The following is a 25015-nucleotide window of genomic DNA, read 5'->3' on the forward strand; positions in this document are numbered from 1 at the left end:
CACCCCGTCACGGTGACGAAGCACCTGCCACACGCTCTATAGTGTGTGCCCCCATCGTTCCACCGCAGGAGCGCAGCATGTCCATCGAACGCAAACCCCTGGGCCGCGGCGGCATCAAGTCAGCCGGCTACGACCGCGGCGCCCGCGTGCTGGAGATCGAGTTCGAAGGCGGACGCACCGTGCAGCACACCGGCGTCGGCGAAGAGATCGCCCGTCGCTTCCTCGGCAGCGGATCGCCGGCCAGCTACTACCGTGACAACATCGAGGACGAGTTCCCGCAGAGGCGCGTGTCATGAAGTCCTGCTGGCCGCTCGCCACCCTCCTCCTGCTGTGTGCCTGCTCCACCACACCACCGGTCGCCGGAACGCCAGGCAAAGAAAGCTCGATCGGCATGAAGTTCGTGCGCGTACCCGCCGGTGAGTTCCTGATGGGCAACGACGAATCGCCCGAAACACTGGCGCGCGACTTCCCGCAGTACGAAGCCCGCCGCTTCACCCTGCTGGCCGACGAAGCGCCGGTGCACCGCGTGCGCATCACCCGCGACTTCGAACTCGGCCAGCACGAAGTCACCGTCGGCCAGTTCCGCCGCTTCCTCGAAGCCAGCGGCTACGTACCCGAGTCCATCGCCGACGGCACCGGCGGCTACGGCTTCAACCGCGACTACGACCCCGCCACCACCCCGCGCGGCGACGCCTTCGAAGGCCGCGACCCCAAGTACTCCTGGCGCAACCCCGGCTTCGCGCAGGACGACAACCACCCGGTCACCAACGTCACCTGGGGCGATGCGCAAGCGCTGGCGAAATGGCTCAGCGAACGCGAGGGCCGTCGATACCGCCTGCCCACCGAAGCCGAATGGGAATACGCCTGCCGCGCCGGCACCCGCACCCGCTTCTCCAGCGGCGACGCCCCGCAGTCGCTCAACGGCTTCGCCAACCTCTTCGACACCGACACCGCGCGCGACTGGCCGAAGTGGACCGCCTTCGCGCAGTCGGCCGATGGCTACGCCTTCACGTCCCCCGTCGGCAGCTTCAAGCCGAACGCCTTCGGCCTGTACGACATGCACGGCAATGTGTGGGAATGGGTTTCGGACTGGCATGACGACAACTACTACGCGCGCTCGCCGGTGGACGACCCGCAAGGGCCGGAGAGCGGCGACGTTCGCGTGCGACGCGGTGGCTCGTGGCACACCTGGGCCTTCTACACGCGCTCGGCGTATCGCAACTGGAATGCGCCGAGTACGCGGTATACGTTGGTGGGGATGAGGTTGGTGCGGGAGGTGGGGGCGAGCGCTCCGGCGGCACCGCTCAAACCTTAGGGCGATCCTGTCGCACCTCTGGCGGGAAAAGAGCCTCCGTGCTGGCGTCGTAGCGCGGACTACCGAGCCACCCGCGAAACTCCGTCATTCCCGCGAAGGCGGGAATCCAGCGACGTTGGTTTTGCTTTGTTGTTGTTCTTGTTTTTCCGGCTCCCGCCGTAAGTGCTGTGCTTTCTCGTTAAGCCGCGCCGGGAGTTCGCCCCGGCGGGCGACATACTCTCTGCTGCGCGGCAGAGAGTATGCAGAGAACGCGCCCCGCTTCCGCCGCCACGCTTCGCGTGGTCCCCTGCGCTGCGCGCCATGCCGAGCGGCTGCGGAACTCGCGCCACGCGCTCAGACATCCTCGCCGTCGCGCTACGCGCGATTCCTCGTCACGGCTGTGCTGCTCGGCGGCTACAGAGGGGACGTAAAGCCGTGCTGGCCTGTTACTCCGTGCTTCTAAGCAGAAGAAACACCCTTCGGTTGTCGCACTTATCGCGCAGGGTGTACGTAGGCTGTGTTACCCGATTCATTTGGTGAACACCGATGGAACCTGAGGCAGTCCGCACCATTCAGCAATCCGGTTGTACTTACCAGCAAGTCTCTGCACCGCGTCAACAGCGCTTCCCGTAGCCTCGATCACCCCTCTCAACTCGCTTGATGACTCACGGGCCTTCTCTAAAAAAGCTCGGAGCTTCTCAAGGGCACTGCTAGCTTGAACCTTTGTGGGATCTTCTTCCCGCTCGATTGTCTCCAGCGATTGCTGGACTTCGTCCAGCGCCAATTGAGCAGGACTCGCGACAGGCAGCAAATCCTTGAGCTCTTCTAGCGTTTCTATCGCGCTAGATACCACACGGTCTGTCTGGACGTTTGATAGAGCGATGCGTGGCTTGAAGTCTATGGTCACTACAGATGGCTTCGCCAAGCCCGCGCCGATAATTTCTAGCAAATGGTCAATCCGACCTTCCTGTAAGGAAATGATGTCCCTTTGAGATTCGATGCGAACTTGCGCAATTCTGATCTCTTGCCGCAGCTCCAAAATAAGTCGTGGATCTGCAACGACGCTTTCGGGAGTCTTAGCCTGAGAAACCACTAGCTCGTACTCTTGCAGCGCCTTCTCCACGACCTCCTTTGCTCCATCTTTGCCCTGGACAATGAGCCGCACCTTCAAGCCATCTTGCTCTATGCGGACCACTGCATCGGCGCGCGGATACCGTTCTCGAAGATAGGTTCCGAAGAAGCTAAGTATTCCGATCCCTGCTTGGTGGTACTCGGGAGGAAATTCGATGGATCTTTCGAACAAGCGATTTTGTTCGGTGAAGTAAGAAGTCAATTCGTCCACTTCCGGACTGACTAAGTCTGGCATGTCTGAGTACCCCAGAATCAGGAACGGGGTGCTATGGCTCAACGGGACCAATGCGTCTAGCTGCTTCTTCACACTCTCAAAGGGCACCCTCGACATGAACCGGTTTGAGAGGCGGCGTGCGTACTCTGTCGTAGGAAGAAGCAGGATTGGCATACGCACGATCTGGAGGCGCACAGCCAGACTGCTTCGCTGAAACAGCCATCTACCCAAAATGTCTATGGTCGTTGCTGGTGTTGCAGCAACACCATCCTTCCATGGACCCAACGCGGCGAAGCTTGTACGCACACCATTGGTATACACAGTGCGACCTCCGGACTCCCAGCCAAGAGAGGTAAGCGCAGCCCCCCAAGACTCACGAGGAAGTTCAAAGTCAGTCTTGGTCAAAAACTCATCGTGAAACGTATTGAGGGCAGTTTGTATATCTTGAAGTTGTGACTTGAACTCGACATTCGCGACATGCCAAGAATTCAAGAAACTTACTACTTTATTGATATGCATTGCATGCGCCTTTCGTGTTCTCAGGTTTGACGCCTATTGCGGAAATGAGGTGGCAGCCGCCGCGCGAAACTCAAGTTAGGTGAAATAGCCAAAAGGCATTTGCCCGGATGATATAGCACACATGAAGTATGGCTCGGCAACCCGGCGAGGACTGTTTGAGCACCGAGCGTAGCGAGGGCGAGTTCCGCAGCCGCTCGGCATGGCGCGCAGCGCAGGGGACCATGCGAAGCGTGGCGGCGGAAGCAGGGCGCGTTTTTGGGTTACCTTTTGCCGCGCAGCAAAAGGTGACTCGCCCGCTGGGGCGAACTCCCGGCCAAGCGTAACGAGCAAGCAATGCGCTTACGGCGGGAGCCGGTAGAACAAACCAGGGCGCGTGGGCTCGCTGAGCCCACCCTACAGCGGTTACAGCGGCTTCGACCGCTTCGATCCCTTCGACAAGCTCAGGGAACGAAGCTCACGTAGCGCGCAGGAATGGCGGACACATGCTGCGTGGCATCCACGCAGGTCGCGCGCACTCTTCACCGCGACAAAATCAACGCCGTCCCCAACACAGTAAGCCCTGCCCCCACCCACGCCCCCGGTGCGGGCGCTCGCCCCAGCCGCCACCACAGCAAGGGCAACACCACCACCGGCGACACCGAGGACAGGACCGCCACGGTGCCCACATCGCCGTAGCGCAACGCCCACAGCAGGCAACTCATCCCCAGCCCCATGCCGATGAAACCGTTGAGCGCGGTCTGGCCGAGCATCCGCGTGGTCAGCGGCTGATGCGCACGCGCGCCGGCGAAGCCGACCCACAGCAATGCGAAATGCGCCGCGCAGGACACGGTGGTGCGGATGGCGGAGGCCACCAACGGGTCCATGCCGGCGGCCATCACCGGCTTGGCGATGAAGGTGCCGACCGCCTGGCACAGCGCGGACAGCAGGCCGAGCGCGACGCCGATGGCGATCGGCCCGCGGTCGGCTTCCCAGGCGTGGTCCTCCTCGCGACGACGGCCGAGCAGTACGGCGGTCATCACGCCGGATACGGTGAGCGTGGCGCCGAGTGCGGCCTGGGCGCCCATGCGCTCGTCCAGGAACACGAAGCCCAGCGCGGCGCTGAATACGGAGTGCAGTGCGAACAGCACGCCGGCGCGACGCGGTCCGAGGCGGTTCATGGCGGCGAACAGGGCGCTGTCGCCGACGAAGATGCCGACGAGGCCACTCAGCGCCATGGTCGTCAGCATCCACGGCGATACGACGCCCAGCCCGCCACCCAGCAGGGTGACCGTCCACAGCATCAGCGCCACCGAGAACATGCGCCAGCGGTTGAAAGCGAAGGTGCCCAGGTGACGCGCGGGCGTCACCGACAGCATGGCGCCGACGGCCCAGCAGGTGGCGGCGGCTAGCGCGAGGAAATCGTGGGGAACAGGCATGGTGTGATGCGGGAGACAACGTGTGGTGCAGGCAGGATGATGACATCCGTATGTGACCGGGCGCGGCGGAAAGCGGACTCTGTCTACATGATGCGGCTGCTCACCCCCCGTCCAGCCGCAATTGCTGTTGCTCGGGTTGCGGGAAGTCATCTTCGGACGCGGGGGTCAGCGTGCTGGCACGTACGCCGAGCAGCCGCAGGCGCTGGTTCAGTTCGACGCGCTTTAGGCACTCCCCCGCAGCACGGCGGATCGCCGCACCGTCGTCGATGCCCACCGGCAGGCTGAGGTCGCGCGTGACGGTGCGGAAGTCCTCGAAGCGCAGCTTGATGCCGATGGTGCGCGACACATAGCCCTTGCGGCGCAAGTCATCGGAGAGCTTCATGCACAGCGCGGTGAAGATCTCGGTCAGTGCCGCGCGGTCGTGCCGCACGTGCAGGTCGCGCTCGAAGGTGGTCTCGCGGCTGATCGACTTGGGTTCGGATTCGGTGACGACCTCGCGCTCGTCCTGGCCCTGCGACACGCTACGCAGCCAGGTGGCATAGCTGAGGCCGAAGTGTTCCTGCAGCAGCTCCGGCGCAGCCGCGGCCAGTTCGCCGATGGTGTGGATGCCCAGCGCCGCCAGCTTCTCGCCGGCCTTGGGGCCGATGCCGTTGATCTTGCGCACCGCCAGCGGCCAGATGCGTGTGGGCACGTCGTCCATGCCCAGCAGGGTGAGGCCGTCCGGCTTCTGCAGGTCGGAGCCGATCTTCGACAGCAATTTGTTGGGCGTGATGGCGATGGAACAGGACAGGCCGGTGGCCTCGCGCACCGCTGCCTTGAGGCGTCGTGCCAGCGGCTCACTCGCTTCATCGATATCCGTGAGATCGATGTAGATCTCGTCGATGCCGCGGTCCTCCACCTGCGGCGCAATGGCGCGCACCGCCGCCTTGAACAGCCGCGAGTAATGGCGATAGGCATCGAAGTCAGTGGGCAGCAGGATGGCGTCCGGCGCGAGTTGCGCGGCCTTCATGACGCCCATGGCGGAGAACACGCCGAGCGCGCGCGCCTCGTAGGTGGAGGTGGTCACCACGCCACGGCCGGCGTAGTCGCGCAAGCGCGCGAAGCGTCGCGTGCCGTCCGCCTGCATGACCGGCTGGTGGTCGCGCCGGCCGCCGATGACCACCGGCTGGCCGCGCAGCTCCGGGTACTTCAGCAACTCGACGGAGGCATAGAAGGCGTCCATGTCGAGGTGGGCGATGCGGCGCGGCGGGTTGCTCATGATGCGTACTGCGGCGAGGGCTCAGCGATGTGAAGGATGCTTCGCCGGCTTGGCGGGCAGGCCCAGCGCGGCGCGCGCCAGGGTGTCGGCGTCGCTGTTGCGGTGGCGTGGCACCCACAGCAGTTCGGCCTGCGTGAACTGCGCAAGCGTGTCACGGACTTCGGCGAAGAGTGCGGCGAGTCGCGGCACGGCGGTGCTCGCGCTGCCGGCGACATGCTGGACGAGCACGTCGCTGTCGCTGAGTACACGCAGGTGCTGTGCGCCCAGGCGTTGCGCTTCTGCGAGCGCCAGCAGCAAGGCACGTGTCTCGGCCTCGTTGTTGCAGCCGCTGCCCTGCGTACGTGACAGGCGATGCTCGCTGCCGTCCGGCGCGCGCAGCAATACACCGATGCCGATGCGGCCGGGGTTGGGCAGGGCCGTGCCGTCGCAGTGGATGAGCCAGCAGTCGGGCGGCAGCGGTGTCGTCGCGCGGGAAGTCATGGGCGCGTGAGCTTAGTGCAGGGCGATGTCCGGATACGTCAGGAGGCGCACGTGCCTCCGGGCTCCGACATGCCCGCATGGCTCCTGAAGTTCGATGGCTCCGATCAACGGGTACGGCTTCGGCAGGTTGGCTTCGACAAGCTCAGCCAACGGCAGAACCGTGCCCTGAGCCCGTCGAAGGGCAAGCGCCGCTTGTGGCCTGGCTTCTACTCGCTCAGCCAACGCAACTGCCTTGAACATGTCGTGCAGAACGACGTCACGTCATCTCCCCAGCGCCACACCCGCCTGCTTCAGCAAAACGACGATCTCCTCGTGCAGCGGCACGCCGTCGCGCAGGTTGCGCGCGCAGTCCTGCCAGCCGCGCTCGCCGGGATACAGGAAGGGTTCGTTGTCGCTGGCCTCGGCGCGCAGGTAGTCGATGAAGGCATCGATGCGCGGCGCGAAGTCGTTGCCGGCGCCGAAGGCCTCTACGTTCAGCGCGATGAAGATCTTGCTGGCATTGGTCTCGATGCCGCCGGGCGGCACCACGATGTCGTCGCAGAAGTCGCCGCCGCCCAGCGCGGCGGTCATCATTTCCATCATCAGCGCGAGGCCGCTGCCCTTGTGCCCGCCCATCGGCGACACCGCACCGGACAGGATGGCCTGCGGGTCGCTGCTGGGGCGGCCCTGCGCGTCCACGCCCCAGCCTGCCGGCAGCGGACGGCCTTCGCGCAGCCAGGTCGTCACCTTGCCGACCGCGGCCTGGCTCATCGCGATGTCCAGCACCAGCGGCTCGGCCTCGCCACGCGGCACGCCGATGGCGATGGGGTTGTTGCCGATCACCGGCTTCGTGGCGCCCCAGGCCGCCATGGAGCGCACCGCGTTGGTGGTGCAGAAGCCGATGCAGCCGGCCTGCGCCGCACGCAGCGCGTAGGCATGGGCACGGCCCCAGTGGGTGGTGCGCTTGGCCACGCACACGCCGACACCGAACTGCTTCGCGCGTTGCACCGCGGTCTGCATGGCGGTCAGCGCGACATGACGGCCGATGCCGTTGTCACCATCCAGCACGCAGATGGCGCCGAAGTCGGTAACCGTGCGGATCTGCGGGTCGGCGCTGGCCAGCCCGCTGTCCAGCGCGCGCAGCAGGGCCGGCAACATCTTGACGCCGTGCGAGGGCGTGCCGTGCAGGTCGGCCTCGGCCATGATCGCGGCCTCGGTCGCGGCGAGAGCCTCCGGCACGCCGTGCGCACGCAGCGCCGTGGCGACGGCGGCGCTCAGTTGGTCGTAGGGAATGCGGAACAGGCTGTCGGTCGTCACGGTGTCTCTCGCTGGAATGGATGCGGATCGGATGGAGAAAGGCTCAGGCAATCAGGGGCAGGTCGGGCAGGTTCGCGGCCACGTCCTCGACCGTCTCGCTGGCCTGCAGGGCCGCGACGACCACCGCCAGCGGCTCGGCCCAGACCTCGGGAAGATCACGTTCGTTGCGCTCCCGAATCGCGAAGGCTAGTGACTCCTGCGGTGGCGTGAAGGCCGCCGCCACACCGGGCTTGTTGCCACGCGCGTCCAGGCGGTACCAGCCGTGATCCTGCAGGAAGACGGCGTTGAGCCCGTGCAGGCAGTAGGGCGCTCCGGCCTCGCCCACTGACAGGCGCTGGTAGCACAGGCCGGTGGGCACGCCGTTGGCGCGCAGCAGCGCGGCCAGCAGGTGGCTCTTGGCGTAGCAGAAGCCGGTGCGATGCTGCAGCACCTCGGACGCGCGACAGGTCACCGGGTTGAGGCGATGGTCCCAGCTATGCCGGATCTCGTCGCGCACGAATTCGAAGCAGCGGCGCACCAGCGCATGCTCGCCATCGGCGTCGCGAGCAAGCGCACGCGCCAGCGCAGCCACGTCGGGGGCGTCGAAATCGATATACGTGCTGACGGCGAGATAGGGCTGCATGCGGAGGCGGGACGGCCGAAGACGATGACGGAGCGTGACGCGTGGAACGCGGCGGCGGGAGCCTGATTATCCCGCGCCTGCAGCACGGCCGCGCAGGGCAAGGCGGTAAAATCGCGTCATGCCTGCTGCTTCAAGCCCTGCCCTGCCTCCACGCCGCCTGTCCGTCGCGCCCATGCTGGACTGGACGGACCGCCACTGCCGCCACTTCCACCGCCTGCTGTCGCCGCACGCCTGGCTGTACACCGAGATGGTGACCACCGGCGCGCTGCTGCATGGCGACGTGGCGCGCCACCTGCGCTTCGACGCGGCGGAACACCCGCTGGCGCTGCAACTGGGCGGCAGCGAGCCGGATGACCTGGCGCGCTGCGCGAAGCTGGCGGACGAGTGGGGCTACGACGAGGTGAACCTCAACTGCGGCTGCCCCAGCGAGCGGGTGCAACGCGGGGCCTTCGGCGCCTGCCTGATGGCCGAACCGGAACTGGTGGCGGACTGCGTGCGCGCAATGCGCGAGGCGACACAGCTACCGGTGACGGTGAAGCACCGCATCGGCATCGACCGCGTGGAGGACTACGACTTCGTGCGCGGCTTCGTCGCCACCGTGAGCGCAGCCGGCTGCAGCACCTTCATCGTGCATGCACGCAACGCCTGGCTGAAGGGCCTGTCGCCGAAGGAGAACCGCGAGATCCCGCCGCTGCGCTACGACATCGTGGCGCAACTGAAGGCCGAGTTCCCGCAGCTGGAGATCATCGCCAACGGCGGGCTGGCCACCACCGAGGCGATGGCGGCGCAACTGACGTATGCCGACGGGGTGATGATCGGTCGCGAGGCCTATCACAACCCCTGGGCACTCACCGGATGGGAGCGCGCGTTCTTCGACCCGCAATGGGCGCCGTCGCGCGACAGCATCATCGATACGCTGGTGGACTACGCGGCGCGCGAGCAGGGCGAGCACGGCACGCCGCTGCGGGCCATCGTGCGGCACGTGCTGGGCTTCGCCAACGGCCTGCCTGGCGCGCGGCGCTTCCGCCAGATGCTGTCCGACCCGGCCCTGCTGCGCGACGCGAAGCCGGAACTGATCCGCCAGGCCTGGGCGCAGGTCGGTGCCAGGCCCGATGCCGAGGCCGCCTGAGTCCGCCACAGCCATCACGACAAGAACGACCACTACAAGAAAACCAATCATGCACAAGACCGCCCTGCCCTTGCTGTCCCTGCTGGCACTCTCCGCCTGCAGCAAACTCACCCTGGCCAACTACGACAAGGTGCAGCTCGGCATGTCCTTCGACGAAGTGAAGGCGCTGATCGGCGAGCCGGGCGAATGCAGCGATGCGCTGATGGTGCGCAACTGCGTGTGGCGTGAGGGTGAGGCCAGCGTCAGCGTGAGCTTCGTCGGCAACAAGGCCACGATCTTCACCGCCGACAAGCTGAAGTAAGCCACAGCGAGGGCGGGGCTCAGGCCTCGTCGAGCAGGGTGGCGGCGTAGCGGGCGACCAGCAGGTCGCTCTCGGCCAGCGGGTCGTCGTCCTCCATGAACCAGGCGGCCGACAGGCCTGCATAGGCCAGCACCCATTGCAGCAGGCGCCGCCGCTCCAGCTCCGCCGCGGCGCTCACTACATCCACCTGCTGACGCAGGCGTGCCGGCTGCGTCACGATGGGCAGGTCCGGGTTGCAGAGGATGTTGGCGTAATCGAAGCCACGCTCGCCGATGACCCACTTCGGATCGATCGCCAGCCAGCCACGCGGCCCGAAGTCGAGGACGTTGCAATGATGGATGTCGGCGTGCAGCGGGACCTGGTCGCGTGGCGAGGCCAGCAGGTCCTCGGCGGTGCGCAGGCAGCGTGACAGGATGCCGCCGTGAATGGCAGCGGCCGGTCGCAGCGCGGTGAACCACTGTTCCAGCGGCAGGAGTTCCGGCGGGGGCTTCACCCGGGGCGCATGCAGGCGTGCGACGGTCGCGCACAGGATGCGGCTGGCCTCGTCATCGCGTCCGTCCAGCGCCATGTCGAACAGCGAACCCGTGCCGACCGCGCGCTCCATCAGCAGCACGTTGCCATCGTGCGCGAACACCTGCGCGGCCCCCTCGCCTTCCCACCAGTGCATCAGGCGGGCGCCGTTCTGCTCCTCGGCATCCAGCGCCATCTTCAGCATGGCCGGCGCCCCGTCGTGGCGCACCGGCATGAGGTGGCTGCCGCGCGTGGAGAAAGGCTCGCCGTCGGGGCTCAGCCGCCAGCGCCGCAGCCAGGGTGCGAACACCGCTTCCAGCCCGACAGACGCATGCGACGGGCTGGCCACGATGCGCCGTCAGAACTTGGCGGTAACGCCGGTGAAGATCGTCAGGTCCGACTTCTTCTGGTTCGGCAGCACGTTCTCGCGGTACTTCTGCAGGGCGCTCAGCTGCAGGCCCAGCTTGTCGACGATCTTGGTGCTGAGGTCGATCTGGAACGCATAGCGCGCACCGCCCTGACCCACCGACTTCGGCACGACGATGAAGCGCTGGGTGATCTTGCTGGAGTCGGTCAGCGCGTACGCGAAGTCCTCGCCGAACTGGAGCTCCAGGCCGCTCTCGTTGGGCTTCACATCGTTGTCCTCGATGACGTAGCCCACGCCGGCATACAGGTTGAGCTGGTTGCGGTCGGTGCGGACCAGCCGGTAGCCAAGACCCGTACTGTAGGACTGGCGCAGCTCCAGGTCCTGGCGGGCATCGCGTTCGAACAGGATGTCGCCGTAGCCGAAGGTCTGTTCGCTCATGTTGCGTTCGTAACGGCCGCCAAGGTTGGCGTTGTCGTCGGTGGTCTGGCCCTTGTTGGAGTTGCGCACCGCCAGGCCACGGAACACCGCGCGGTCCTGCTCGCGCGAACGCGTAGCATCACCGAACAGGCTGCCCTGCGTGGAGTTGTTGTTGCCGCGGTTGATGGTGAAACCCAGGCCGAGAGACCCGTTCCAGGTGCCATCGCCACCCAGTGAGGGCGTCCTCACATAGCGGCCGATGTCCTTGTCGGTGGGCTGGGCGGCGCCAGCAAGGGGCGCCAGGCAGGCAGCCAGAACGGCCGCACGCAAAAGAATGCTCTCTCTCATGATCGATCCAGAAGTCGCAGGGGGTGGGGTGCCTCTTGGCGGGCAGCCTCGTGCTGTTAGTGGGTAATCCGCGCCGGTTGTTCCGGCCAGGGCACAACGCGCGGCAGGTCTGGCCTCCTCGCCCCCTCGACCTGCGGTTTTCGCCACTATCGACAGTCGTTCATGACGCCGACAATACGCGTCTGCGCGCCGCGGCTGTATCGGCGCCTTCCTACAACGCTGTCCGGAGTCCTCATCCCATGCATGTCCGCTTTGTCTCTTCCCTCATCCGGAACGTCCTGCTCGGCATCGGTCTGACCAGCTTGCTGGCCGCCCCCGCGCAGGCGCAGACCTGGCCCAGCCGTCCGCTGCGCTTCGTGGTGCCCGCCCCGGGCGGCAGCTCACCCGACATCGTCGCGCGGCTGATCGCCGACAAGCTCAAGGACTCCCTGGGCCAGCCCGTGGTGGTCGACAACCGCGTCGGCGCGGGCGGCACCATCGGTGTGGACAACGTCGCCAAGGCACGCGACGGCCACACCATCCTGCTCGGCTACAACGGCCCGCTGACGGTGGCGCCGTCGCTGTTCTCGAAGCTGGCCTACGATCCGGCGCGTGACCTAGCGCCCATCATCCTGGCGGCCACCCAGCCACAGGTGCTGGTGGTGCGCAGCACACTGGGCGTGAACAACTTCAAGGACTGGGTGAGCTACGTGAAGGCCCGCCCCGGCAAGCTCAACTACGCTTCGGTCGGCAACGGCTCGCTGTCGCACCTCACCATGGAGACCATGAAGGTCGACGCCGGTGTGTTCAGCGTGCACATCCCCTACCCCGGCGGCCCGCAAGCCGCCCAGGCCATCGCTGCCGGCGAGGTGGACATGGGCTTCATGGCGCTGTCCAACGTGCAACCGCTGGTGGCCGCCGGCAAGATCAAGATCCTCGCCCTGTCCAACGGCAAACGCTCCGCCGCCATCCCCGACGTGCCGACGATTGCCGAACTCGGCTTCAAGGGTTTCGACGCCACCACCTGGAACGGTATCCTCGCCCCCGTCGACATGCCGCGCGAACACGTGACGCGACTCAACAAACTGATCGCCGACATCCTCGCCATGCCCGACGTGCGCAGCAGGATGCTGGCCGCCGGCGCCGAACCGGCGGGTGGCTCGTCCGAAGACTTCGCCGCGCTGCTGAAGAGTGAGTGGGCACGCTGGCCGGCGGTGGTGAAGCGGTCGGGGGCGAAGGTCGACTGAGCCGCAAGCGCAATCGCACACAGGGGCCGCCATCGCGGCCCTTTTTTCTGGGTCTGTCGTTGCACCGTTGTCATGTTGAGCCAAATGCAACATGGGTGCCCACAGGGGCCTGACATCGTGGCAGGACCCGACCGGTAGAATCCGGCATCCCTTGATCCGCTCCGCGAAACACCATGATCGTCGGTATCGACCTCGGCACCACCAACAGTCTAGTAGGCGTATGGCATGAAGGCCGCGCCCAGTTGATTCCCAATGCCCTCGACGAGTTACTGACGCCGTCCGTCGTGGGCGTCGATGACTCCGGCGAGATCCTTGTCGGCAAGGCCGCCCACGAGCGCTTGATCACCCATCCCGAGCTCACGACCGCCGCATTCAAGCGCTACATCGGCAGTCAACGGATCGTCACGCTGGCAAACCACAGTTTCCGCCCCGAAGAGCTGTCTGCACTCGTGCTGCGCAGCCTGAAGGCGGACGCCGAGGCGTTTCTCGGCGGGCCCATCACAGAGGCGGTCATTACCGTACCGGCCTACTTCAACGACGCACAGCGCAAGGCCACGCGCACCGCCGGCGAGCTGGCCGGCCTGAAGGTCGAACGCCTGCTCAACGAACCGACAGCGGCTGCGCTGGCCTAAGGCCTCAACGAGGCTGCCGCGGAAAGCCGTTTCATGGTGCTGGATCTCGGCGGCGGCACCTTCGACGTGTCAGTCCTGGAATGGGTCGAGGGTGTCATGGAGGTGCGGGCCAGCGCCGGTGACAACTTCCTGGGTGGCGAGGACTTCATCGAGGCATTGGTCGCGGGATTCCTTCGCGACGCCGCTCCTGCCGCCTGGCGCGAGGACGAATCGCCGCAGCTGCGCAGCCGGCTGCGCAGCGCGGCCACGCAACTCATGCATGCGCTGTCCGACGCCAACGAAACCACGGTCGGCGTCTCCCACGGCGGCGAGCAGATCGAGTGGCAGCTGGACAACACACGCTTCGAAAAACTGGCAGAGCCACTGCTTGAACGTCTGCGCGCGCCCATCGAACGCGCCCTGCGCGACGCGCGCTTCAAGCTCGCCGAACTGGACAACCTGCTGCTGGTAGGCGGCGCGACCCGCATGGCGGTAGTACGCCAGGCCGTCACGCGACTCTTCGGTCGCTTCCCGACCAGCCACATCAACCCCGACAAGGCCATCGCCCAGGGCGCCGTCGTACAGGCCGGACTCAAGGCCCGCGATGCAGCTCTGGATGATGTCGTTCTGACCGATGTCTGTCCCTACTCGCTAGGCACCAACAGTTCGCGCCAGATCGGACCAGATCGCTTCGAACACGGCCTGTTCACCCCGATCATCGAGCGCAATACGCTGATCCCCGCCAGTCGCGTCAGCAGTTTCTCGACAATCGCCGACAACCAGCGACAGGTCCGCTTCGGCATCTACCAGGGCGAGAACCGTCTGGTGCAGAACAACGTGTTCTTGGGTGAAGTAACGGTCGATGTTCCGCCTCGGCCGGCCGGCGAAGTCAGCGTCGACGTACGCTTCACTTATGACACCGATGGTCTGCTGGAAGTCGATGTCGCAGTGCCCGGAACCAACGAGCGGCACTCATTGGTCATCGAGGGTCGCGGCCACCACTACACGCCCGAGCAGCTGAGCGAGCGCCGCCAGTTCCTGGCCGGACTCAAGCAGCATCCACGCGAACATGGCGAGAACCGCGCACTGCTGGCACGCGCAGAGCGCATGTATGAAGAGCATCTCGGCCAGGCACGCGACTACCTGCAACAGTGCATCAGCGCCTTCAACGCTGCGCTGGAAACGCAGGACCCGCATCGCATTGCGCGTGAGCGCAAGGAGTTTGCACAGCGTCTGGCCAACATAGACAGCAACCCGCTGGCCTGAGATCCAGTATGAACATCTGGCACACGCTCGACATCGCCCCGACGCGCGACGAACGCGAGATCCGCCGCGCCTACGCGCGCCTTCTCAAGACGCGCCAGCACGAAGACGATGCGGCCTACTTCGAATCACTGCGCCAGGCATATGAGCAGGCTCTGCAGCTCAGTCGGGCGGAGGATGCCGCCCCCCTGCCAGGTTCGTCCCCCCAGACCACGGATGCTGCCGAAGCGGGCCCGGGTCATCACACGGCAGGCAGCAAGGACGAGGCTCCGCGGAAACAGTATGCCGAGCCTAAGGGCGCCGAGTACGAACCGTCGCCGGAAGAGCTCGCCGAACGCTCCCGCTTTGACGCGCTGAACGCGGCGCTGCGCGCACTTAATGAGCAGCTCGCGGTCGAAGGACACAGGAGCAACGAAGAGCACATCCTCGCCGCCTGGCAGGCCCTGGCCCAACACGAACTGCTCGAGCGTCTGGACATCCGGGAACAGGTGTCCGACGTCATTGCAGACATGGTTGCACGCTATTGGTCGGCCAGCTCGCCGGTATGGGCACTCGCAGAACGATACTTCGCCTGGGAGCCGCCCACCACGCAGGACAACAGCCGGCTGGGCCATGCACTACGCTGGCTTTACGACCGCCAGGAAAGCGCCGGAGCGCGCTGGCAGAACCTGCAGGATGCCTACAGCCAGGAAGACCCTCACCCTGAGACCATCCTTGCCAGACAGCAATCCTCTTTCAAGCGCTATATCCGCTTTGCCTGGAGCCGTGCCGAGCGCGTCCTGATGCGCCGGTTCGTCACAGACGTTGACACCCTGGAGTTGGCGGATCGCTTCTCCTCCCAGGCAGAAACCCTGGTGTGGTGGCGAAAGTCGCTGAGCAAACCGATGCTGACGAAGCGGTACCTGCTCACGTTGTGCTTGCTTTGCTGCCCCGCGTTATTCGCCGACAGCATCGGCGTTTTCATGCTCTGGATAGTCATGGCCGCGTCGCCCATTGGGCTCTGGTACGCACTGGAGCTCGGCTGGTACCGCTGGCGCAAGGACCGCGGGCCCCTGCTCGATGCAACGCACCCAGTCAGCGGGCTTGGCGCGCCCGTCCTCCTCGCGGCAGGTTTGCCACTGTGCGCGCTGGCAGCACTCTGGACCTCGCTCCCGTTGCTATGGGCAGGCACTCTGCTGGTCGGTGCGTCGGCAATATGGGCGTGGATGCTCGCCGCTCCGGATAGCCATCTGAAGTATCTCAACGACCAGCGCATTTTCTGGTTTGGCTTCGTATTCGTGGTTGTCTCATTCGGCTTTGGCAGCCAGCTCGCGACAGCAAAACAGTTCGATACGCCCGCGCGACTTGTGCTGCAGGTCGTTTACGGCTGCAGCCTCGCAAGCTGGCTGCTGCTCACTGCCGCGCCCGCACTCCGATTTTACGAGGCGCGCTTCCCATCACTCGCCGAAGTGCCGGCGACGCTCGGCGTCGCCAGCGCGAGCATGCTGTTGCTAGGCCTTCACCTTGCCATGCGCGACTCTTCCGATGCCCAGATCATTCTCGGCGTGGCAGACACCATTGTGGTTCTCCTCTGCTGGGCGTTCCGGCAGCAGCAGGACTGGACAAGCCTGGACAGCGACTATTCGCCCTACATCGCGATCCTCATCTACGTGCTGACGATGGTTTTCATCACCAATGGCATGACCGAACTCGGTTTCGGCAGGACGACCGTGCCCCCGCACGGCATGGCTGGCCTGCTGGGCGTCGCGCTGTCGATGTCCCTGTTCCATCTCTGGCATCGCCGCCGATATGCCTGACCCGGCTCCTATGGTCAGACGGCGCTTCAACCGTTCCGACAAAACGCGCGGCTTCAGCGATCCGTGCGGATCGGCCCGAAGTCCACAGACATCCAGGCGTGGTCCCTTGCTCTCGTGGCATACCTGCTTAAGGCCGGGGAAAGGCAGGTGCGCGCCGCCTAGCCAGATCGGCGCCGTGATGGGCGTGGCGCTCACCATCCTGCTGCTGGGCCATGCGGGCCTGACGGTCGCGGACTTCCAGCCCTTCTACCTGGCCCACATCGGCCTGTCCCTGCTCACCGCCCTGCTATGCCTGGCGGTGGAAACGCGGCCGCCCACGCGCCCTGTTACGGGCACCGCTCTGGTATCCGCAGGATCATCGAAATGAAACAGTGCGCTGCAACAAATTTATAAGCCAAACGTAAGCGTTCTGTTGCATGATCGGGTTACAGACCGCCCGAGCAGGCTGTATCGCTCGAAGGGTGGCTCACCCGATCGAGAGCGTCGAACAAGCGCACTGCACGCCCCATTGCACGCCCACAAGGCACTGCGGGGGCGAGTCCGGAATGGCAAACCATCGTCAGCCGGAACTAGCCGATGCTCTCGGAAAGCCTTCACCCCCCGGCCCAGAGAAAGTGAGCTCATCATGAACCACCATCCCCACAGCACCGGCACCGCACAGGACGCCAAGGCCAACCTGAGCCCTTCCGAACAGGAAGAGCTGGAGGGTTACCTGAGCGAAGTGGTCGGCACCAGCACCCAGTTCGGCGTCGGTCACTACGACCCGGAAGACAATACCGACTGGTTGCTGCGCTGAACCATGGCGACGACAGCGGTGGGCGCCCGGCGCCCCCGCATGTCGTCGTGACCGGGCTCAGTTCGTCGGCTCGACGCTGATCATCCAGCCCAGCCCGAACTTGTCTTCCAGCATGCCGAAGCAGGGTGACCAGAAGGTCTTGTCCAGCGGCATCGTGACCTTGCCGCCTTCCGACAGGGCCTTGAAGCAGCGCTCGGCCTCCTGCTGGTCGGCAACCGTCAGCGACAGCGAGAAGTTCTTGAACTGCGCCTGCGGACCACAGCCGTCGGAGGCCATCACCATCGTCTTGCCGATGGTGAAGCTGGCGTGCATCACCTTGTCGTCCCAGCCCTCCTGCACCATGCCGGGCGGGTGCTCGGTCGGACTCTCCCTGAAGCGCATCAGCATGTCGGGCTTCGCGCCGACCGCCTGCTGGTAGAACTGGATGGCCTCTTCACAGCGGCCGTCGAAGAACAGATAGACGTTCACTTCCATGGTGATCTCCTTCACTCGGGGGTAGAGCGAGTCGTGCAAGGCCACTCAGGCGGCGTCCTTCGCCGGCCCGGTGGCAGGGGTTGGCGCCGCGCCATGCGGATCTGCATCCGCAGACACGGCAACCGGCTTCAACAAGAGGGCAGAGGCCAGCACGGCCACCGCACCGAAGATCGAGCCGACCACGAAGGCCGCCTGGTAACCGCCGGTCAGCGCCGCGAGCTGGTCGGCCCCGCCTGCCAGCATCTCGCTGGTGCGCGACCCCGCCAGGCTGGCGAGGATGGCCAGACCCAGCGCGCCGCCCATCATGAAGCTGGTGTTCACCACACCGGAGGCGAGGCCCGACTCGCTGGGCGCCACGTCACCCATCGCCGCCAGCAGCACCGGGTTGAGCGCCATGCCAGCCCCCACGCCCAGCAACAGCATGCTGGGCAGCACGTCGATGACGAAGCTGCCTTCCACCGGCGCGCGGATGAACAGCGCGAGCCCGACGGTGACCAGCAGCATGCCCACCGTGATGCAGTTGCGGATGCCGTAACGCATCACCAGCTTCGCCGACAGGCCCAGCGAGAAGGCGGCCATGATCAGGTTGGCCGGCAGGAAGGCCAGGCCCACCTGCATCGGCGTGTAGCCCAGCACCAGCTGCATGTACAGCGCCGACAGGAAGAACCAGGCGAACATCGCCGCCGCCCACAGCACGCCGATCAGGTTGCTGACCGACAGGTTGCGGTGGCGGAACAGGCCCAGCGGCATCAGCGGCGCCGTGACGCGGGACTCGATGACGATGAAGGCCGCCATCAGCACCGCGGCCACCGCCAGCAAGCCCAGCGTCTGCAGCGAGGCCCAGCCCGCCTCGTTGCCATTGACGATGGCATACACCGCCAGCAGCAGCGAGCCGGTGACCGTCAGCGCACCGGCCACATCCAGCGAAGGATGGGCCGGCGGCTTGTGGATGGCCGGCAGCAGGCGCGCGGACAGCAGGTACACCGCGATGCCCACCGGGATGTTCACCAGGAAATTCCAGTGCCAGGACAGCGTGCTCGTCAGCAAGCCTCCCAGCAGCACGCCCACCGAGCCCCCGCCGGCGCACACGAAGCCGTAGACGCCCATGGCCTTGGCGCGCTCGGCCGGTTCGGTGAACAGATCCATCATCAGCGACAGCGCCACGGCCGACACCACCGCGCCGCCCATGCCCTGCACCGCACGCGCGGTGATCAGGAAGCCCTGCGTGGTCGCCACGCCGCAGGCCAGCGACGCCAGCGTGAACAGCACCAGGCCGATGAGGAACAGCTTCTTGTGGCCGTACAGGTCACCCAGGCGCCCGCCCAGCAGCAGGAAGCCGCCGAAGGTGAGCATGTAGGCATTGACCACCCAGGCCAGCGCGGACTCGGAGAACTGCAGGTCCTCGCGGATGGAGGGCAGGGCGACGTTCACGATGGTCGTATCGAGCACGATCATCAGCTCGCCCAGGCACAGCAGGATCATCGCCAGCCAGCGGCGGTCGTCGGAAATCTTGTCGGTCATGTTCGGAGGTGATCAGTGTTGATGGACCTGCGCAGACGACAGGCCACGCCTGTACCGGCATGGGCTCCCGTCTGCACAAGTGCCTTGGTCATGAGCCGCCTCAGCCACGCAGGCGCTGCAGGTGGGCCGCCAGCCGGTCGAGGGTCTGCTTGCCGCCTTCGACAGCGCCGAAGGCCTTGACCTTCTCGGCCGCCTCGACGCTATCGAAGATCAGGCGCAGCACCAGCCGCGTCTTCCCCGCCTCTTCGATGAATGTCACCTCGGCATGGAAGCTCGGCGTGAACGCGTCACCGCCGTCGTCATCGCCGTGCGCGTAGAAGATGCGACGCGGCGCATCGATCTCCTTGAACACGATGCGGTTCGGATAGTCGGTGCCGTCCGGCCCGTGCATGATGAAACGCCAGTTGCCGTCCACCCGGACGTCCATCTGGTGAATGGTGTTGGTGAAGCCATTCGGCCCCCACCACTGCGCAACATGCTGTGGCTCGGTCCACACGCGGAACACCAGTTCGCGCGGCGCATCGAGCAGGCGGGTCAGCACGATCTCGCGATCCGTGTGTGCACCCACCCCGCTGTCATCAAGACTCATTGTGTCGTTCCTCTTCGCGTCCATGACGCCTTGTGTGTCGTTTGTTCAATCCACCAGCGAACCGCAGTTGAGGTTCGCGATCACGCCGGTCATCGCACCGCCTCGCGTCGAGGCCGCGAAGGCGGCGAACTCGGCCACCTCGTCCAGGGTCGGCAGCCGCCTGAGCAGCGGCGCGCTGGCGGCGCGGCCGTCCAGCATCGCCTCCACGCTGATGCCTGCCGCGGCGGCGGCCTTGCGGAAGACCTCGCGGGCATGCGAGCCGGCCTCCAGCGCCTGCGGGATCGCATCCGGCCGCAGGCATACGGTGCGGATGCCCCGTTCCCCCAGCTCGCCCGCCAGCACGCGGCTGATCGCCTCGACCGCCGCGGACGCCACCGCGTTGCCCATGAAGCCGCTGCCAGCCAGGCGCGCACCCGGCGTGGACAGCGACAACATGACACCGCCACGCGGCATGTAGCGGGCCGCCGCCTGCGCGGCGATGAAGTGGCTGCGCACGTAGCCCTCCACCGGGTGCATGAAGTCGGCCAGCGACAGGTCCGCGAAGGGCGTGCCCTGCACGTGCAGGATGCCCACGGCATTGACCAGCACATCGATGCGTCCGGCACGCGCTGCCAGCTCTTCCGCATGGGCCTGCACCCTGGCTTCGTCCAGCAGGTCGAGCTGTGCCCACGAAGCCTGGCCACCACCGGCCACGACGTCGGCGGCCACCGCCTCCAGCTTTGCCGGCGTACGGCCGGTGAGATGGACGCGTGCGCCTTCGCGGCCGAAGCAGCGCGCGATCGCCCCGCCGATGGCGCCGCCGCCACCGTGAATCACCGCCACCCTGTCACGCAGAAACATGCCGGCGCTCCTGGCTCACTGCACGTGGGACGGGTCCATGTACAGCGTCTCCCAGATGTGCCCGTCGAGGTCCTGGAAGGAGCGGTAGTACATGAAGCCGTAGTCCTGCGGTTCCTTGATCTCCTTGCCGCCGAGGCTCAGCGCCTTGTCCACCAGCTTGTCCACGTCGGCACGGCTGTCGGTGGACAGGGCGATCAGTACCTCGGTGCTGTCGTGTGCATCGACGATCTTCTTCGGCGTGAAGTCACGGAAGCGCGGCTCGGTGATCAGCATCGCGAAGATCTGCTCGGAGATGACCATGCAGGCCGCGTTGTCGTCGGTGAACTGGGCGTTGAAGCTGTAGCCGAGGCCGCTGAAGAAAGCCATGCTCTTCTTCAGGTCCTTGACCGGCAGGTTCACGAAAATCTGCTTGGATGACATGTGGGTTCCTTTCGCGTGATGTTTTGGTGGGGGCGCCGTCACTGTTCGGCGATCTGTTTCAGGGCGGCGAGCCCGGCTTCGAAATCGCGGCCGATCATGTGGTCGAAGTCCATGAACACCTGCATCACCTTGGCGATGTAGGGGTTAGACCCCTGCATGGCCCAGGACACGCGGGTGCCGCCCGCTTCCGGGCGGAAGCTGAACTCGGCGAGGTTGCGCGCCGCGAAGGGTTCGATGAACTGCAGGTCGATGGCGATGCGCGAGGCCGCCTGCGATTCGATGATCTCCATGCGTCCTTTGCCAGCTTGGTCGTTGCCTTCCCAGGCATAGGTCGCGCCCTTGCCGCGGTCCGCGCCGCCGAATTTGCGCTGCATGGCCGGGTCCAGCTTCTCGTAGGGCGACCACTTGCCCCATTGATGGAAGTCGTTGACCAGCGGAAAGATGCGTTCCGGCGCGGCCTGGATGAGCAGGCTGCGCTCCACGCGGAATGCGTCCGGCCGGGTGGCGGCGTAGGCAAGGATGACGACCAGCGCGGCGACGATCAGCGCACCGGCGATCTTCAGGGTTTTCACGACTCGCATGTGGGTTCTCTTTTTGTGTGGGCCAGGAATGAAATGGGGCAGGTTTCGCGGGACAGGCTTTGCGGAGCAGGCGCAGCGGTTCAACCGCCGGCGAGGTAGCTGTCGAGGCGCGCCGCGGCCTGGCTCCAGCCCGGCACGAAGCCGCCCTGCACCACCGCCTCGCACATTCCGGCGGAGTTCACGCGGGCATTGATGGTCAGGCGCGTCTTGCCGGCGCCGTGCTCCACGAAGTGCACCGTCACCAGGCTGTGGGGCGGAATGCCGCAGCCGCAGGGGTGACGGTCGTCGGTCATGCCGCTGTAGACGATGCGCTCGTTCGGCACGATCTCGTGGTAAGTGCCTTCGCAGGGATAGTCGATGCCGTCCGGGCCGCGCAGGTTGAGGTTGAAGCGGCCACCGACGCGCAGGTCCACTTCGCACACCATGCCCTGGAAGCCGTCCGGCCCCCACCAGCGCTTGATGTGCTCCGGCTGGGTCCAGGCCGCGAACACCAGTTCGCGCGGCGCGTTCAACACACGCGTGATGACGATTTCATGATGGCTGGGCGGCGTCAGGACGATGCGCGACTCGGTGAGGGCGTCACTGAACTGCGGGTCGAGGAAGGCGGACATGGCGGGCGTCTGTGTGGGTTGTCGTTACGGCTTGTCGTTGTGAGAGCGCTCTGTGGCGCGTCACATCGCACGGCCGTCGAAGTGCGTCACCGGCACGGCATCGAGGTCGATGCCTTCCAGGCAGCGGATGTTGATCGCCGCCCTTGACTGCCCGTCCGGATCGGTGGCCTCGCCGAAGACGTGGATGCCGCATTCCGGGCAGAAGCGGTGCGCGATGACATGCTTGTTGAAGGTATAGCGGGCGCAGTCGCCGGCATCCGTCAGCAGGCGCAGCTGCGGGCGTGGCACGAACCACAACAGCGAACCGCGGCGCTGGCACATGGAGCAGTTGCAGGCCATTGCGCTGTCGATGTCGCCGCTGACTTCGATGGCGACGCGTCCGCAGTGGCAACTGCCGCGATAGGTGGTGGAAGCTGCGTTCATGGCGATGGTCTCCGTATCGGGTTTGCGCGGGCCGCGTCGTTCAGCGTCGTCCGCCGAGGAAGTCGCCGAGGCGTTCGAAAGCCTCCGTCCAGCCACCCATGTGGCTGTCGCGCTCGCTGACCGACTGGAACGGTGCCTGCACGAAGTGCATGCGGGTACGGCCGCCCTGTTCGGTGAACTCCAGGCTCACCAGGTTTTCCATGCCGCGCTCGCCTTCTTCTTCCCACGCGAAGGTGAACACCAGTCGTGCGGGGGCTTCGATCTCGCGGTACTCACCCCGGAACCAGTATTCCTGGCCTTCCGGCGAGCGGATGCCGGTGCGGTAGCGCCCACCGACCCGCAGGTCGATCTGGCAATCGAGCACCGTGAAGTCCTTCGGGCCCATCCAGCGGAACTGGTGGCGGGCTTCGGTCCACGCTGCGAAGACGAGGTGTCGCGGTGCGTCGAACTCGCGGGTGATGCTCAGGGTGTCGTCGGGGCGCGCCTGTGCGCCGCCCAGCACTGCTGCAATCATCTTCTCGATCTCCTGCAGGGTCATTGCAGCCGTGACCACGCACGACTGCGCTTGCGGCGGGCACCGGTCCGCGGCCGCCTCCCGGGGTGTGGGTCCAGCCCGGCGCTCAGGGTGCGTCCGGGCCCTTCTTTTCCATCGCCTGCAGTTCGCGCAGGTATTCCTCCAGCCGGTCCAGGCGCTGCTCCCAGAACTGGCGGTACTGCTCGATCCACGCCGAGGCTTCCTGCAGCGGCTTCGCCTCCAGCTTGCAGGGGCGCCATTGCGCATGCCGGCCCTGGGTGATCAGGCCGGCGCGCTGCAGTACCTTGAGGTGCTTGGTCACCGCCGGCAGGCTGATCTCGAAGGGTTCGGCCAGTTCCTTCACCGAGGTCTCCCCCAGCGCCAGCCGGGCCAGGATGGCGCGACGGGTCGGGTCGGCAAGGGCGGAGAACGTTGCGCTGAGGCGGTCCGGGCTCATAAAACCAAAAAGTTAATTAACTTGTTGGTAAATTAGTTGGCGCCGTTTTGCCTGTCAACCCGTTTTTTGATCTCCCCGCTGGCTTGCCCCGACGGGCACGAGCCACTACCTTGCGCAGACCCCGCCAGCGGAGAGCCCCCATGTGCCGGAACATCAAGACGCTGTTCAACTTCGACCCACCCGCCACGGACGAGGAAATCCACGCCGCCGCACTGCAGTTCGTGCGCAAGCTGAGCGGCTTCAACAGCCCGTCGAAGGCGAACGAAGCTGTCTTCGCGCAGGCCATCGAACAGGTGGCGGCCAGCGCACGACAGTTGATCGACTCGCTGGTGACTGCCGCCGAACCGCGCTACCGCGAAGTCGAGGCTGCCAAGGCCCGCGCCCGCAACGCCCAGCGCTTCGCGCGCCACTGATCACCCACCCGCTGAACATCGAGCCATGAGTATCGAAATCTCCCGCGAAGCCCGCGCCGAAGCCATCGCCTCCATCGAGCGCTACTTTCGCGAGAACATGGAAGAGCCCATCGGCAACATCGCCGCCGGTGCGCTGCTCGGCTACTTCCTCGAAGAGATCGGCCCGCTGGTGTACAACCAGGCCGTCGCCGACGTACAGGCGCACCTGCGCACCCGCATCGACGAAGTGGACATCGAAGTCCAGCAGGACGCCTTCGGTTACTGGCGCAGGTTCGATCGTCCGGCGGCAAAGAAGGGCAAGTGACGATGGACGCCGGGCAACTGGAAAAGCTGGTCACCCTGCAGATGCCCTACGGCAAGTACAAGGGCCGCCTGCTCGCCGACCTGCCCGGCCACTACCTCGGCTGGTTCGCCCGCGAGGGCTTCCCGAAAGGCGAACTCGGCAGGCTGCTGGCGCTGATGTACGAACTGGATCACAACAACCTGAAGGGGCTGCTGGATCCGCTGCGCGGACAGCCTCCCGGCCGACCCGGCAAGCCATCGTGACGGACAGGAAAAGAAACTCGCTGCGGGCGACGTTCAGCCGCATGAGCATCGAGGAGATCGACCGGCGCATCGACGAAGGCCAGCTCACGCCGCTGGCCCGCGCGGTGGCAGAGGAGGAAATCCGCCATCGCACGGAGGATCCGGTGGGTTACGCAACCAGCGGATTGCCCCGTAGCGCACTGGGTCAGACCCTGCTGGTGTGCAGCCTGGGCGGCGCAACCGTTGCCGTGCTGCTGTACCTCGGACATCCGGTTGCTGCCTTGGCGGTGGCCGGTCTCGCTGTGACAGCCCTTGGCGCCCTGTTCCCGCTCATGGGCCGCTTCCTCGGCATTGGGCTGATGCTGGTGCCGGTCGGTGTCCTGCTGTGGCTCGCCATGCGCGGCGGGCTCGACCGGCCTCGCCACGACTGGGGCTCGCTGGAACTGCTGATCAACTACGGCGCACTGTTCCTATTGTCCATGCTGGCGCTGGGCCTCGGCGGCTTCCTGCTGAAAGGCGCGCAGACTGCGGAACGTACCGGACGCAGGGGTCTGGCAGCGATGGTCGCCGACGAAACAGGCAGCGACACCTCACCCGACGCCGGCAACTGAAACAGCCGCCGGTGCGCTGACGCTTCAACGCTGACACGTGCGC

Annotated in this window: 30 protein-coding genes and 1 pseudogene; 13 read left to right on the forward strand and 18 right to left on the reverse strand. The window is 65.8% G+C overall.

Features of this window, described 5'->3' with window-relative positions; genetic code table 11:
* The first annotated feature begins 77 nt into the window (after nucleotides 1-77).
* Together VVD47_RS10720 and VVD47_RS10725 are read left to right on the forward strand one after the other, a co-directional pair.
* Nucleotides 78-296, forward strand: a complete 219-nt coding sequence (locus VVD47_RS10720) for a KTSC domain-containing protein (RefSeq protein ID WP_327603455.1) — start codon at nucleotides 78-80, stop codon at nucleotides 294-296.
* Entirely contained in the window at nucleotides 293-1315 is a 1023-nt protein-coding gene (locus tag VVD47_RS10725; RefSeq protein ID WP_327603456.1) for a formylglycine-generating enzyme family protein, read from the forward strand. Before VVD47_RS10720 ends, VVD47_RS10725 begins: the two co-directional genes overlap by 4 nt.
* Nucleotides 1316-1823: 508 nt before the next feature.
* Here the strand turns inward: VVD47_RS10725 and VVD47_RS10730 are convergent.
* The 6 genes from VVD47_RS10730 to VVD47_RS10755 all read right to left on the reverse strand — a co-directional run bounded on the left by VVD47_RS10730 (nucleotide 1824) and on the right by VVD47_RS10755 (nucleotide 8229).
* Nucleotides 1824-3158, reverse strand: a complete 1335-nt coding sequence (locus VVD47_RS10730; protein WP_327603457.1) for a hypothetical protein — start codon at nucleotides 3156-3158, stop codon at nucleotides 1824-1826.
* Nucleotides 3159-3676: 518 nt separating this feature from the next.
* Nucleotides 3677-4573, reverse strand: coding sequence for a DMT family transporter (locus tag VVD47_RS10735; RefSeq protein ID WP_327603458.1), 897 nt, complete (start codon nucleotides 4571-4573; stop codon nucleotides 3677-3679).
* A gap of 100 nt (nucleotides 4574-4673) precedes the next feature.
* Nucleotides 4674-5831 carry a DNA polymerase IV gene (gene dinB / locus VVD47_RS10740; protein WP_327603459.1) on the reverse strand — a complete coding sequence of 386 codons (1158 nt, stop codon included), beginning with the start codon at nucleotides 5829-5831 and terminating at the stop codon, nucleotides 4674-4676.
* A 21-nt stretch (nucleotides 5832-5852) separates the two neighbouring features.
* Nucleotides 5853-6311 carry a reverse transcriptase-like protein gene (locus VVD47_RS10745; protein WP_327603460.1) on the reverse strand — a complete coding sequence of 153 codons (459 nt, stop codon included), beginning with the start codon at nucleotides 6309-6311 and terminating at the stop codon, nucleotides 5853-5855.
* 261 nt (nucleotides 6312-6572) lie between these two features.
* Complete coding sequence (locus tag VVD47_RS10750) at nucleotides 6573-7607, reverse strand: Ldh family oxidoreductase (RefSeq protein ID WP_327603461.1); 1035 nt, start codon at nucleotides 7605-7607, stop codon at nucleotides 6573-6575.
* 43 nt (nucleotides 7608-7650) lie between these two features.
* Entirely contained in the window at nucleotides 7651-8229 is a 579-nt protein-coding gene (locus VVD47_RS10755; RefSeq protein WP_327603462.1) for a transglutaminase-like domain-containing protein, read from the reverse strand.
* Nucleotides 8230-8347: 118 nt separating this feature from the next.
* Here VVD47_RS10755 and dusA point away from each other — a divergent pair, with 118 nt between their 5' ends.
* Together dusA and VVD47_RS10765 are read left to right on the forward strand one after the other, a co-directional pair.
* Nucleotides 8348-9358 carry a tRNA dihydrouridine(20/20a) synthase DusA gene (gene dusA, locus VVD47_RS10760; protein WP_327603463.1) on the forward strand — a complete coding sequence of 337 codons (1011 nt, stop codon included), beginning with the start codon at nucleotides 8348-8350 and terminating at the stop codon, nucleotides 9356-9358.
* 49 nt (nucleotides 9359-9407) lie between these two features.
* Nucleotides 9408-9659: a hypothetical protein gene (locus VVD47_RS10765; protein ID WP_327603464.1), complete on the forward strand. Its 252-nt coding sequence runs from the start codon at nucleotides 9408-9410 to the stop codon at nucleotides 9657-9659.
* Between the two features lie 19 nt (nucleotides 9660-9678).
* On the opposite strand, the gene VVD47_RS10770 is transcribed toward VVD47_RS10765, so the two are convergent.
* Together VVD47_RS10770 and VVD47_RS10775 are read right to left on the reverse strand one after the other, a co-directional pair.
* On the reverse strand, nucleotides 9679-10518 hold the full coding sequence (locus VVD47_RS10770; RefSeq protein WP_327603465.1) for an aminoglycoside phosphotransferase family protein: 840 nt from the start codon (nucleotides 10516-10518) through the stop codon (nucleotides 9679-9681).
* Nucleotides 10519-10527: 9 nt separating this feature from the next.
* Nucleotides 10528-11301 (reverse strand): DUF481 domain-containing protein, encoded by a 774-nt coding sequence (locus VVD47_RS10775; RefSeq protein WP_327603466.1) that lies wholly within the window; start codon nucleotides 11299-11301, stop codon nucleotides 10528-10530.
* A gap of 239 nt (nucleotides 11302-11540) precedes the next feature.
* On the opposite strand from VVD47_RS10775, the gene VVD47_RS10780 reads away from it, so the two are divergent.
* The 5 genes and pseudogenes from VVD47_RS10780 to VVD47_RS10800 all read left to right on the forward strand — a co-directional run bounded on the left by VVD47_RS10780 (nucleotide 11541) and on the right by VVD47_RS10800 (nucleotide 16993).
* Complete coding sequence (locus VVD47_RS10780) at nucleotides 11541-12527, forward strand: Bug family tripartite tricarboxylate transporter substrate binding protein (RefSeq protein ID WP_327603467.1); 987 nt, start codon at nucleotides 11541-11543, stop codon at nucleotides 12525-12527.
* Between the two features lie 173 nt (nucleotides 12528-12700).
* Nucleotides 12701-14404: pseudogene (locus VVD47_RS10785) on the forward strand (Hsp70 family protein).
* Nucleotides 14405-14412: 8 nt separating this feature from the next.
* Nucleotides 14413-16197 carry a J domain-containing protein gene (locus VVD47_RS10790; RefSeq protein WP_327603468.1) on the forward strand — a complete coding sequence of 595 codons (1785 nt, stop codon included), beginning with the start codon at nucleotides 14413-14415 and terminating at the stop codon, nucleotides 16195-16197.
* Nucleotides 16198-16381: 184 nt separating this feature from the next.
* Nucleotides 16382-16564: a hypothetical protein gene (locus tag VVD47_RS10795; RefSeq protein WP_327603469.1), complete on the forward strand. Its 183-nt coding sequence runs from the start codon at nucleotides 16382-16384 to the stop codon at nucleotides 16562-16564.
* Nucleotides 16565-16822: 258 nt separating this feature from the next.
* Complete coding sequence (locus VVD47_RS10800; RefSeq protein ID WP_327603470.1) at nucleotides 16823-16993, forward strand: hypothetical protein; 171 nt, start codon at nucleotides 16823-16825, stop codon at nucleotides 16991-16993.
* Nucleotides 16994-17050: 57 nt separating this feature from the next.
* Here VVD47_RS10800 and VVD47_RS10805 read toward each other — a convergent pair whose 3' ends face one another.
* The 10 genes from VVD47_RS10805 to VVD47_RS10850 form a co-directional block, all read right to left on the reverse strand.
* Nucleotides 17051-17467 carry a VOC family protein gene (locus VVD47_RS10805; protein WP_327603471.1) on the reverse strand — a complete coding sequence of 139 codons (417 nt, stop codon included), beginning with the start codon at nucleotides 17465-17467 and terminating at the stop codon, nucleotides 17051-17053.
* Between the two features lie 45 nt (nucleotides 17468-17512).
* Nucleotides 17513-18988 (reverse strand): MFS transporter, encoded by a 1476-nt coding sequence (locus VVD47_RS10810; RefSeq protein ID WP_327603472.1) that lies wholly within the window; start codon nucleotides 18986-18988, stop codon nucleotides 17513-17515.
* Nucleotides 18989-19088: 100 nt separating this feature from the next.
* Nucleotides 19089-19577 carry an SRPBCC family protein gene (locus VVD47_RS10815; protein WP_327603473.1) on the reverse strand — a complete coding sequence of 163 codons (489 nt, stop codon included), beginning with the start codon at nucleotides 19575-19577 and terminating at the stop codon, nucleotides 19089-19091.
* Nucleotides 19578-19622: 45 nt separating this feature from the next.
* Nucleotides 19623-20417 (reverse strand): SDR family NAD(P)-dependent oxidoreductase, encoded by a 795-nt coding sequence (locus VVD47_RS10820; RefSeq protein WP_327603474.1) that lies wholly within the window; start codon nucleotides 20415-20417, stop codon nucleotides 19623-19625.
* Between the two features lie 15 nt (nucleotides 20418-20432).
* A complete protein-coding gene (locus VVD47_RS10825; protein WP_327603475.1) occupies nucleotides 20433-20837 on the reverse strand; it encodes a VOC family protein in 405 nt (134 codons plus the stop codon).
* 38 nt (nucleotides 20838-20875) lie between these two features.
* Nucleotides 20876-21418: an SRPBCC family protein gene (locus tag VVD47_RS10830; protein ID WP_327603476.1), complete on the reverse strand. Its 543-nt coding sequence runs from the start codon at nucleotides 21416-21418 to the stop codon at nucleotides 20876-20878.
* A gap of 80 nt (nucleotides 21419-21498) precedes the next feature.
* The gene (locus VVD47_RS10835) at nucleotides 21499-22029 is read right to left on the reverse strand and encodes an SRPBCC family protein (RefSeq protein ID WP_327603477.1); all 531 of its coding nucleotides are present in this window, start codon (nucleotides 22027-22029) and stop codon (nucleotides 21499-21501) included.
* 60 nt (nucleotides 22030-22089) lie between these two features.
* On the reverse strand, nucleotides 22090-22452 hold the full coding sequence (locus VVD47_RS10840; protein ID WP_327603478.1) for a GFA family protein: 363 nt from the start codon (nucleotides 22450-22452) through the stop codon (nucleotides 22090-22092).
* A gap of 40 nt (nucleotides 22453-22492) precedes the next feature.
* On the reverse strand, nucleotides 22493-23005 hold the full coding sequence (locus VVD47_RS10845) for an SRPBCC domain-containing protein (RefSeq protein WP_327603479.1): 513 nt from the start codon (nucleotides 23003-23005) through the stop codon (nucleotides 22493-22495).
* A 67-nt stretch (nucleotides 23006-23072) separates the two neighbouring features.
* Nucleotides 23073-23423 carry an ArsR/SmtB family transcription factor gene (locus VVD47_RS10850; RefSeq protein ID WP_327603480.1) on the reverse strand — a complete coding sequence of 117 codons (351 nt, stop codon included), beginning with the start codon at nucleotides 23421-23423 and terminating at the stop codon, nucleotides 23073-23075.
* Between the two features lie 140 nt (nucleotides 23424-23563).
* On the opposite strand from VVD47_RS10850, the gene VVD47_RS10855 reads away from it, so the two are divergent.
* From VVD47_RS10855 to VVD47_RS10870, 4 genes are read left to right on the forward strand one after another with little or no spacing between them, the layout of a single operon-like run.
* Entirely contained in the window at nucleotides 23564-23836 is a 273-nt protein-coding gene (locus VVD47_RS10855) for a DUF2277 domain-containing protein (RefSeq protein ID WP_327603481.1), read from the forward strand.
* A 25-nt stretch (nucleotides 23837-23861) separates the two neighbouring features.
* The gene (locus VVD47_RS10860; protein ID WP_327603482.1) at nucleotides 23862-24140 is read left to right on the forward strand and encodes a DUF2164 domain-containing protein; all 279 of its coding nucleotides are present in this window, start codon (nucleotides 23862-23864) and stop codon (nucleotides 24138-24140) included.
* A 2-nt stretch (nucleotides 24141-24142) separates the two neighbouring features.
* Nucleotides 24143-24382 carry a DUF3820 family protein gene (locus tag VVD47_RS10865; RefSeq protein WP_327604640.1) on the forward strand — a complete coding sequence of 80 codons (240 nt, stop codon included), beginning with the start codon at nucleotides 24143-24145 and terminating at the stop codon, nucleotides 24380-24382.
* Between the two features lie 41 nt (nucleotides 24383-24423).
* Entirely contained in the window at nucleotides 24424-24972 is a 549-nt protein-coding gene (locus VVD47_RS10870) for a hypothetical protein (protein ID WP_327603483.1), read from the forward strand.
* Nucleotides 24973-25015: the final 43 nt, after the last annotated feature.

It is taken from the genome of Uliginosibacterium sp. H1 (assembly GCF_036017065.1).
Lineage (GTDB): Bacteria > Pseudomonadota > Gammaproteobacteria > Burkholderiales > Rhodocyclaceae > Uliginosibacterium.

Bases quoted from the DNA above. Each gene is read 5' to 3' on its own strand.
- VVD47_RS10860 (WP_327603482.1), top strand. From the start codon at position 23,862: ATGAGTATCGAAATCTCCCGCGAAGCCCGCGCCGAAGCCATCGCCTCC.
- VVD47_RS10735 (WP_327603458.1), bottom strand. From the start codon at position 4,573: ATGCCTGTTCCCCACGATTTCCTCGCGCTAGCCGCCGCCACCTGCTGG.
- VVD47_RS10850 (WP_327603480.1), bottom strand. From the start codon at position 23,423: ATGAGCCCGGACCGCCTCAGCGCAACGTTCTCCGCCCTTGCCGACCCG.
- VVD47_RS10765 (WP_327603464.1), top strand. From the start codon at position 9,408: ATGCACAAGACCGCCCTGCCCTTGCTGTCCCTGCTGGCACTCTCCGCC.
- VVD47_RS10790 (WP_327603468.1), top strand. From the start codon at position 14,413: ATGAACATCTGGCACACGCTCGACATCGCCCCGACGCGCGACGAACGC.
- VVD47_RS10835 (WP_327603477.1), bottom strand. From the start codon at position 22,029: ATGTCCGCCTTCCTCGACCCGCAGTTCAGTGACGCCCTCACCGAGTCG.
- VVD47_RS10865 (WP_327604640.1), top strand. From the start codon at position 24,143: ATGGACGCCGGGCAACTGGAAAAGCTGGTCACCCTGCAGATGCCCTAC.
- VVD47_RS10870 (WP_327603483.1), top strand. From the start codon at position 24,424: ATGAGCATCGAGGAGATCGACCGGCGCATCGACGAAGGCCAGCTCACG.
- VVD47_RS10815 (WP_327603473.1), bottom strand. From the start codon at position 19,577: ATGAGTCTTGATGACAGCGGGGTGGGTGCACACACGGATCGCGAGATC.
- VVD47_RS10810 (WP_327603472.1), bottom strand. From the start codon at position 18,988: ATGACCGACAAGATTTCCGACGACCGCCGCTGGCTGGCGATGATCCTG.
- VVD47_RS10820 (WP_327603474.1), bottom strand. From the start codon at position 20,417: ATGTTTCTGCGTGACAGGGTGGCGGTGATTCACGGTGGCGGCGGCGCC.
- VVD47_RS10780 (WP_327603467.1), top strand. From the start codon at position 11,541: ATGCATGTCCGCTTTGTCTCTTCCCTCATCCGGAACGTCCTGCTCGGC.
- VVD47_RS10725 (WP_327603456.1), top strand. From the start codon at position 293: ATGAAGTCCTGCTGGCCGCTCGCCACCCTCCTCCTGCTGTGTGCCTGC.
- VVD47_RS10730 (WP_327603457.1), bottom strand. From the start codon at position 3,158: ATGCATATCAATAAAGTAGTAAGTTTCTTGAATTCTTGGCATGTCGCG.
- VVD47_RS10800 (WP_327603470.1), top strand. From the start codon at position 16,823: ATGAACCACCATCCCCACAGCACCGGCACCGCACAGGACGCCAAGGCC.
- dusA (WP_327603463.1), top strand. From the start codon at position 8,348: ATGCCTGCTGCTTCAAGCCCTGCCCTGCCTCCACGCCGCCTGTCCGTC.
- VVD47_RS10745 (WP_327603460.1), bottom strand. From the start codon at position 6,311: ATGACTTCCCGCGCGACGACACCGCTGCCGCCCGACTGCTGGCTCATC.
- dinB (WP_327603459.1), bottom strand. From the start codon at position 5,831: ATGAGCAACCCGCCGCGCCGCATCGCCCACCTCGACATGGACGCCTTC.
- VVD47_RS10830 (WP_327603476.1), bottom strand. From the start codon at position 21,418: ATGCGAGTCGTGAAAACCCTGAAGATCGCCGGTGCGCTGATCGTCGCC.
- VVD47_RS10840 (WP_327603478.1), bottom strand. From the start codon at position 22,452: ATGAACGCAGCTTCCACCACCTATCGCGGCAGTTGCCACTGCGGACGC.
- VVD47_RS10720 (WP_327603455.1), top strand. From the start codon at position 78: ATGTCCATCGAACGCAAACCCCTGGGCCGCGGCGGCATCAAGTCAGCC.
- VVD47_RS10855 (WP_327603481.1), top strand. From the start codon at position 23,564: ATGTGCCGGAACATCAAGACGCTGTTCAACTTCGACCCACCCGCCACG.
- VVD47_RS10775 (WP_327603466.1), bottom strand. From the start codon at position 11,301: ATGAGAGAGAGCATTCTTTTGCGTGCGGCCGTTCTGGCTGCCTGCCTG.
- VVD47_RS10755 (WP_327603462.1), bottom strand. From the start codon at position 8,229: ATGCAGCCCTATCTCGCCGTCAGCACGTATATCGATTTCGACGCCCCC.
- VVD47_RS10805 (WP_327603471.1), bottom strand. From the start codon at position 17,467: ATGGAAGTGAACGTCTATCTGTTCTTCGACGGCCGCTGTGAAGAGGCC.
- VVD47_RS10825 (WP_327603475.1), bottom strand. From the start codon at position 20,837: ATGTCATCCAAGCAGATTTTCGTGAACCTGCCGGTCAAGGACCTGAAG.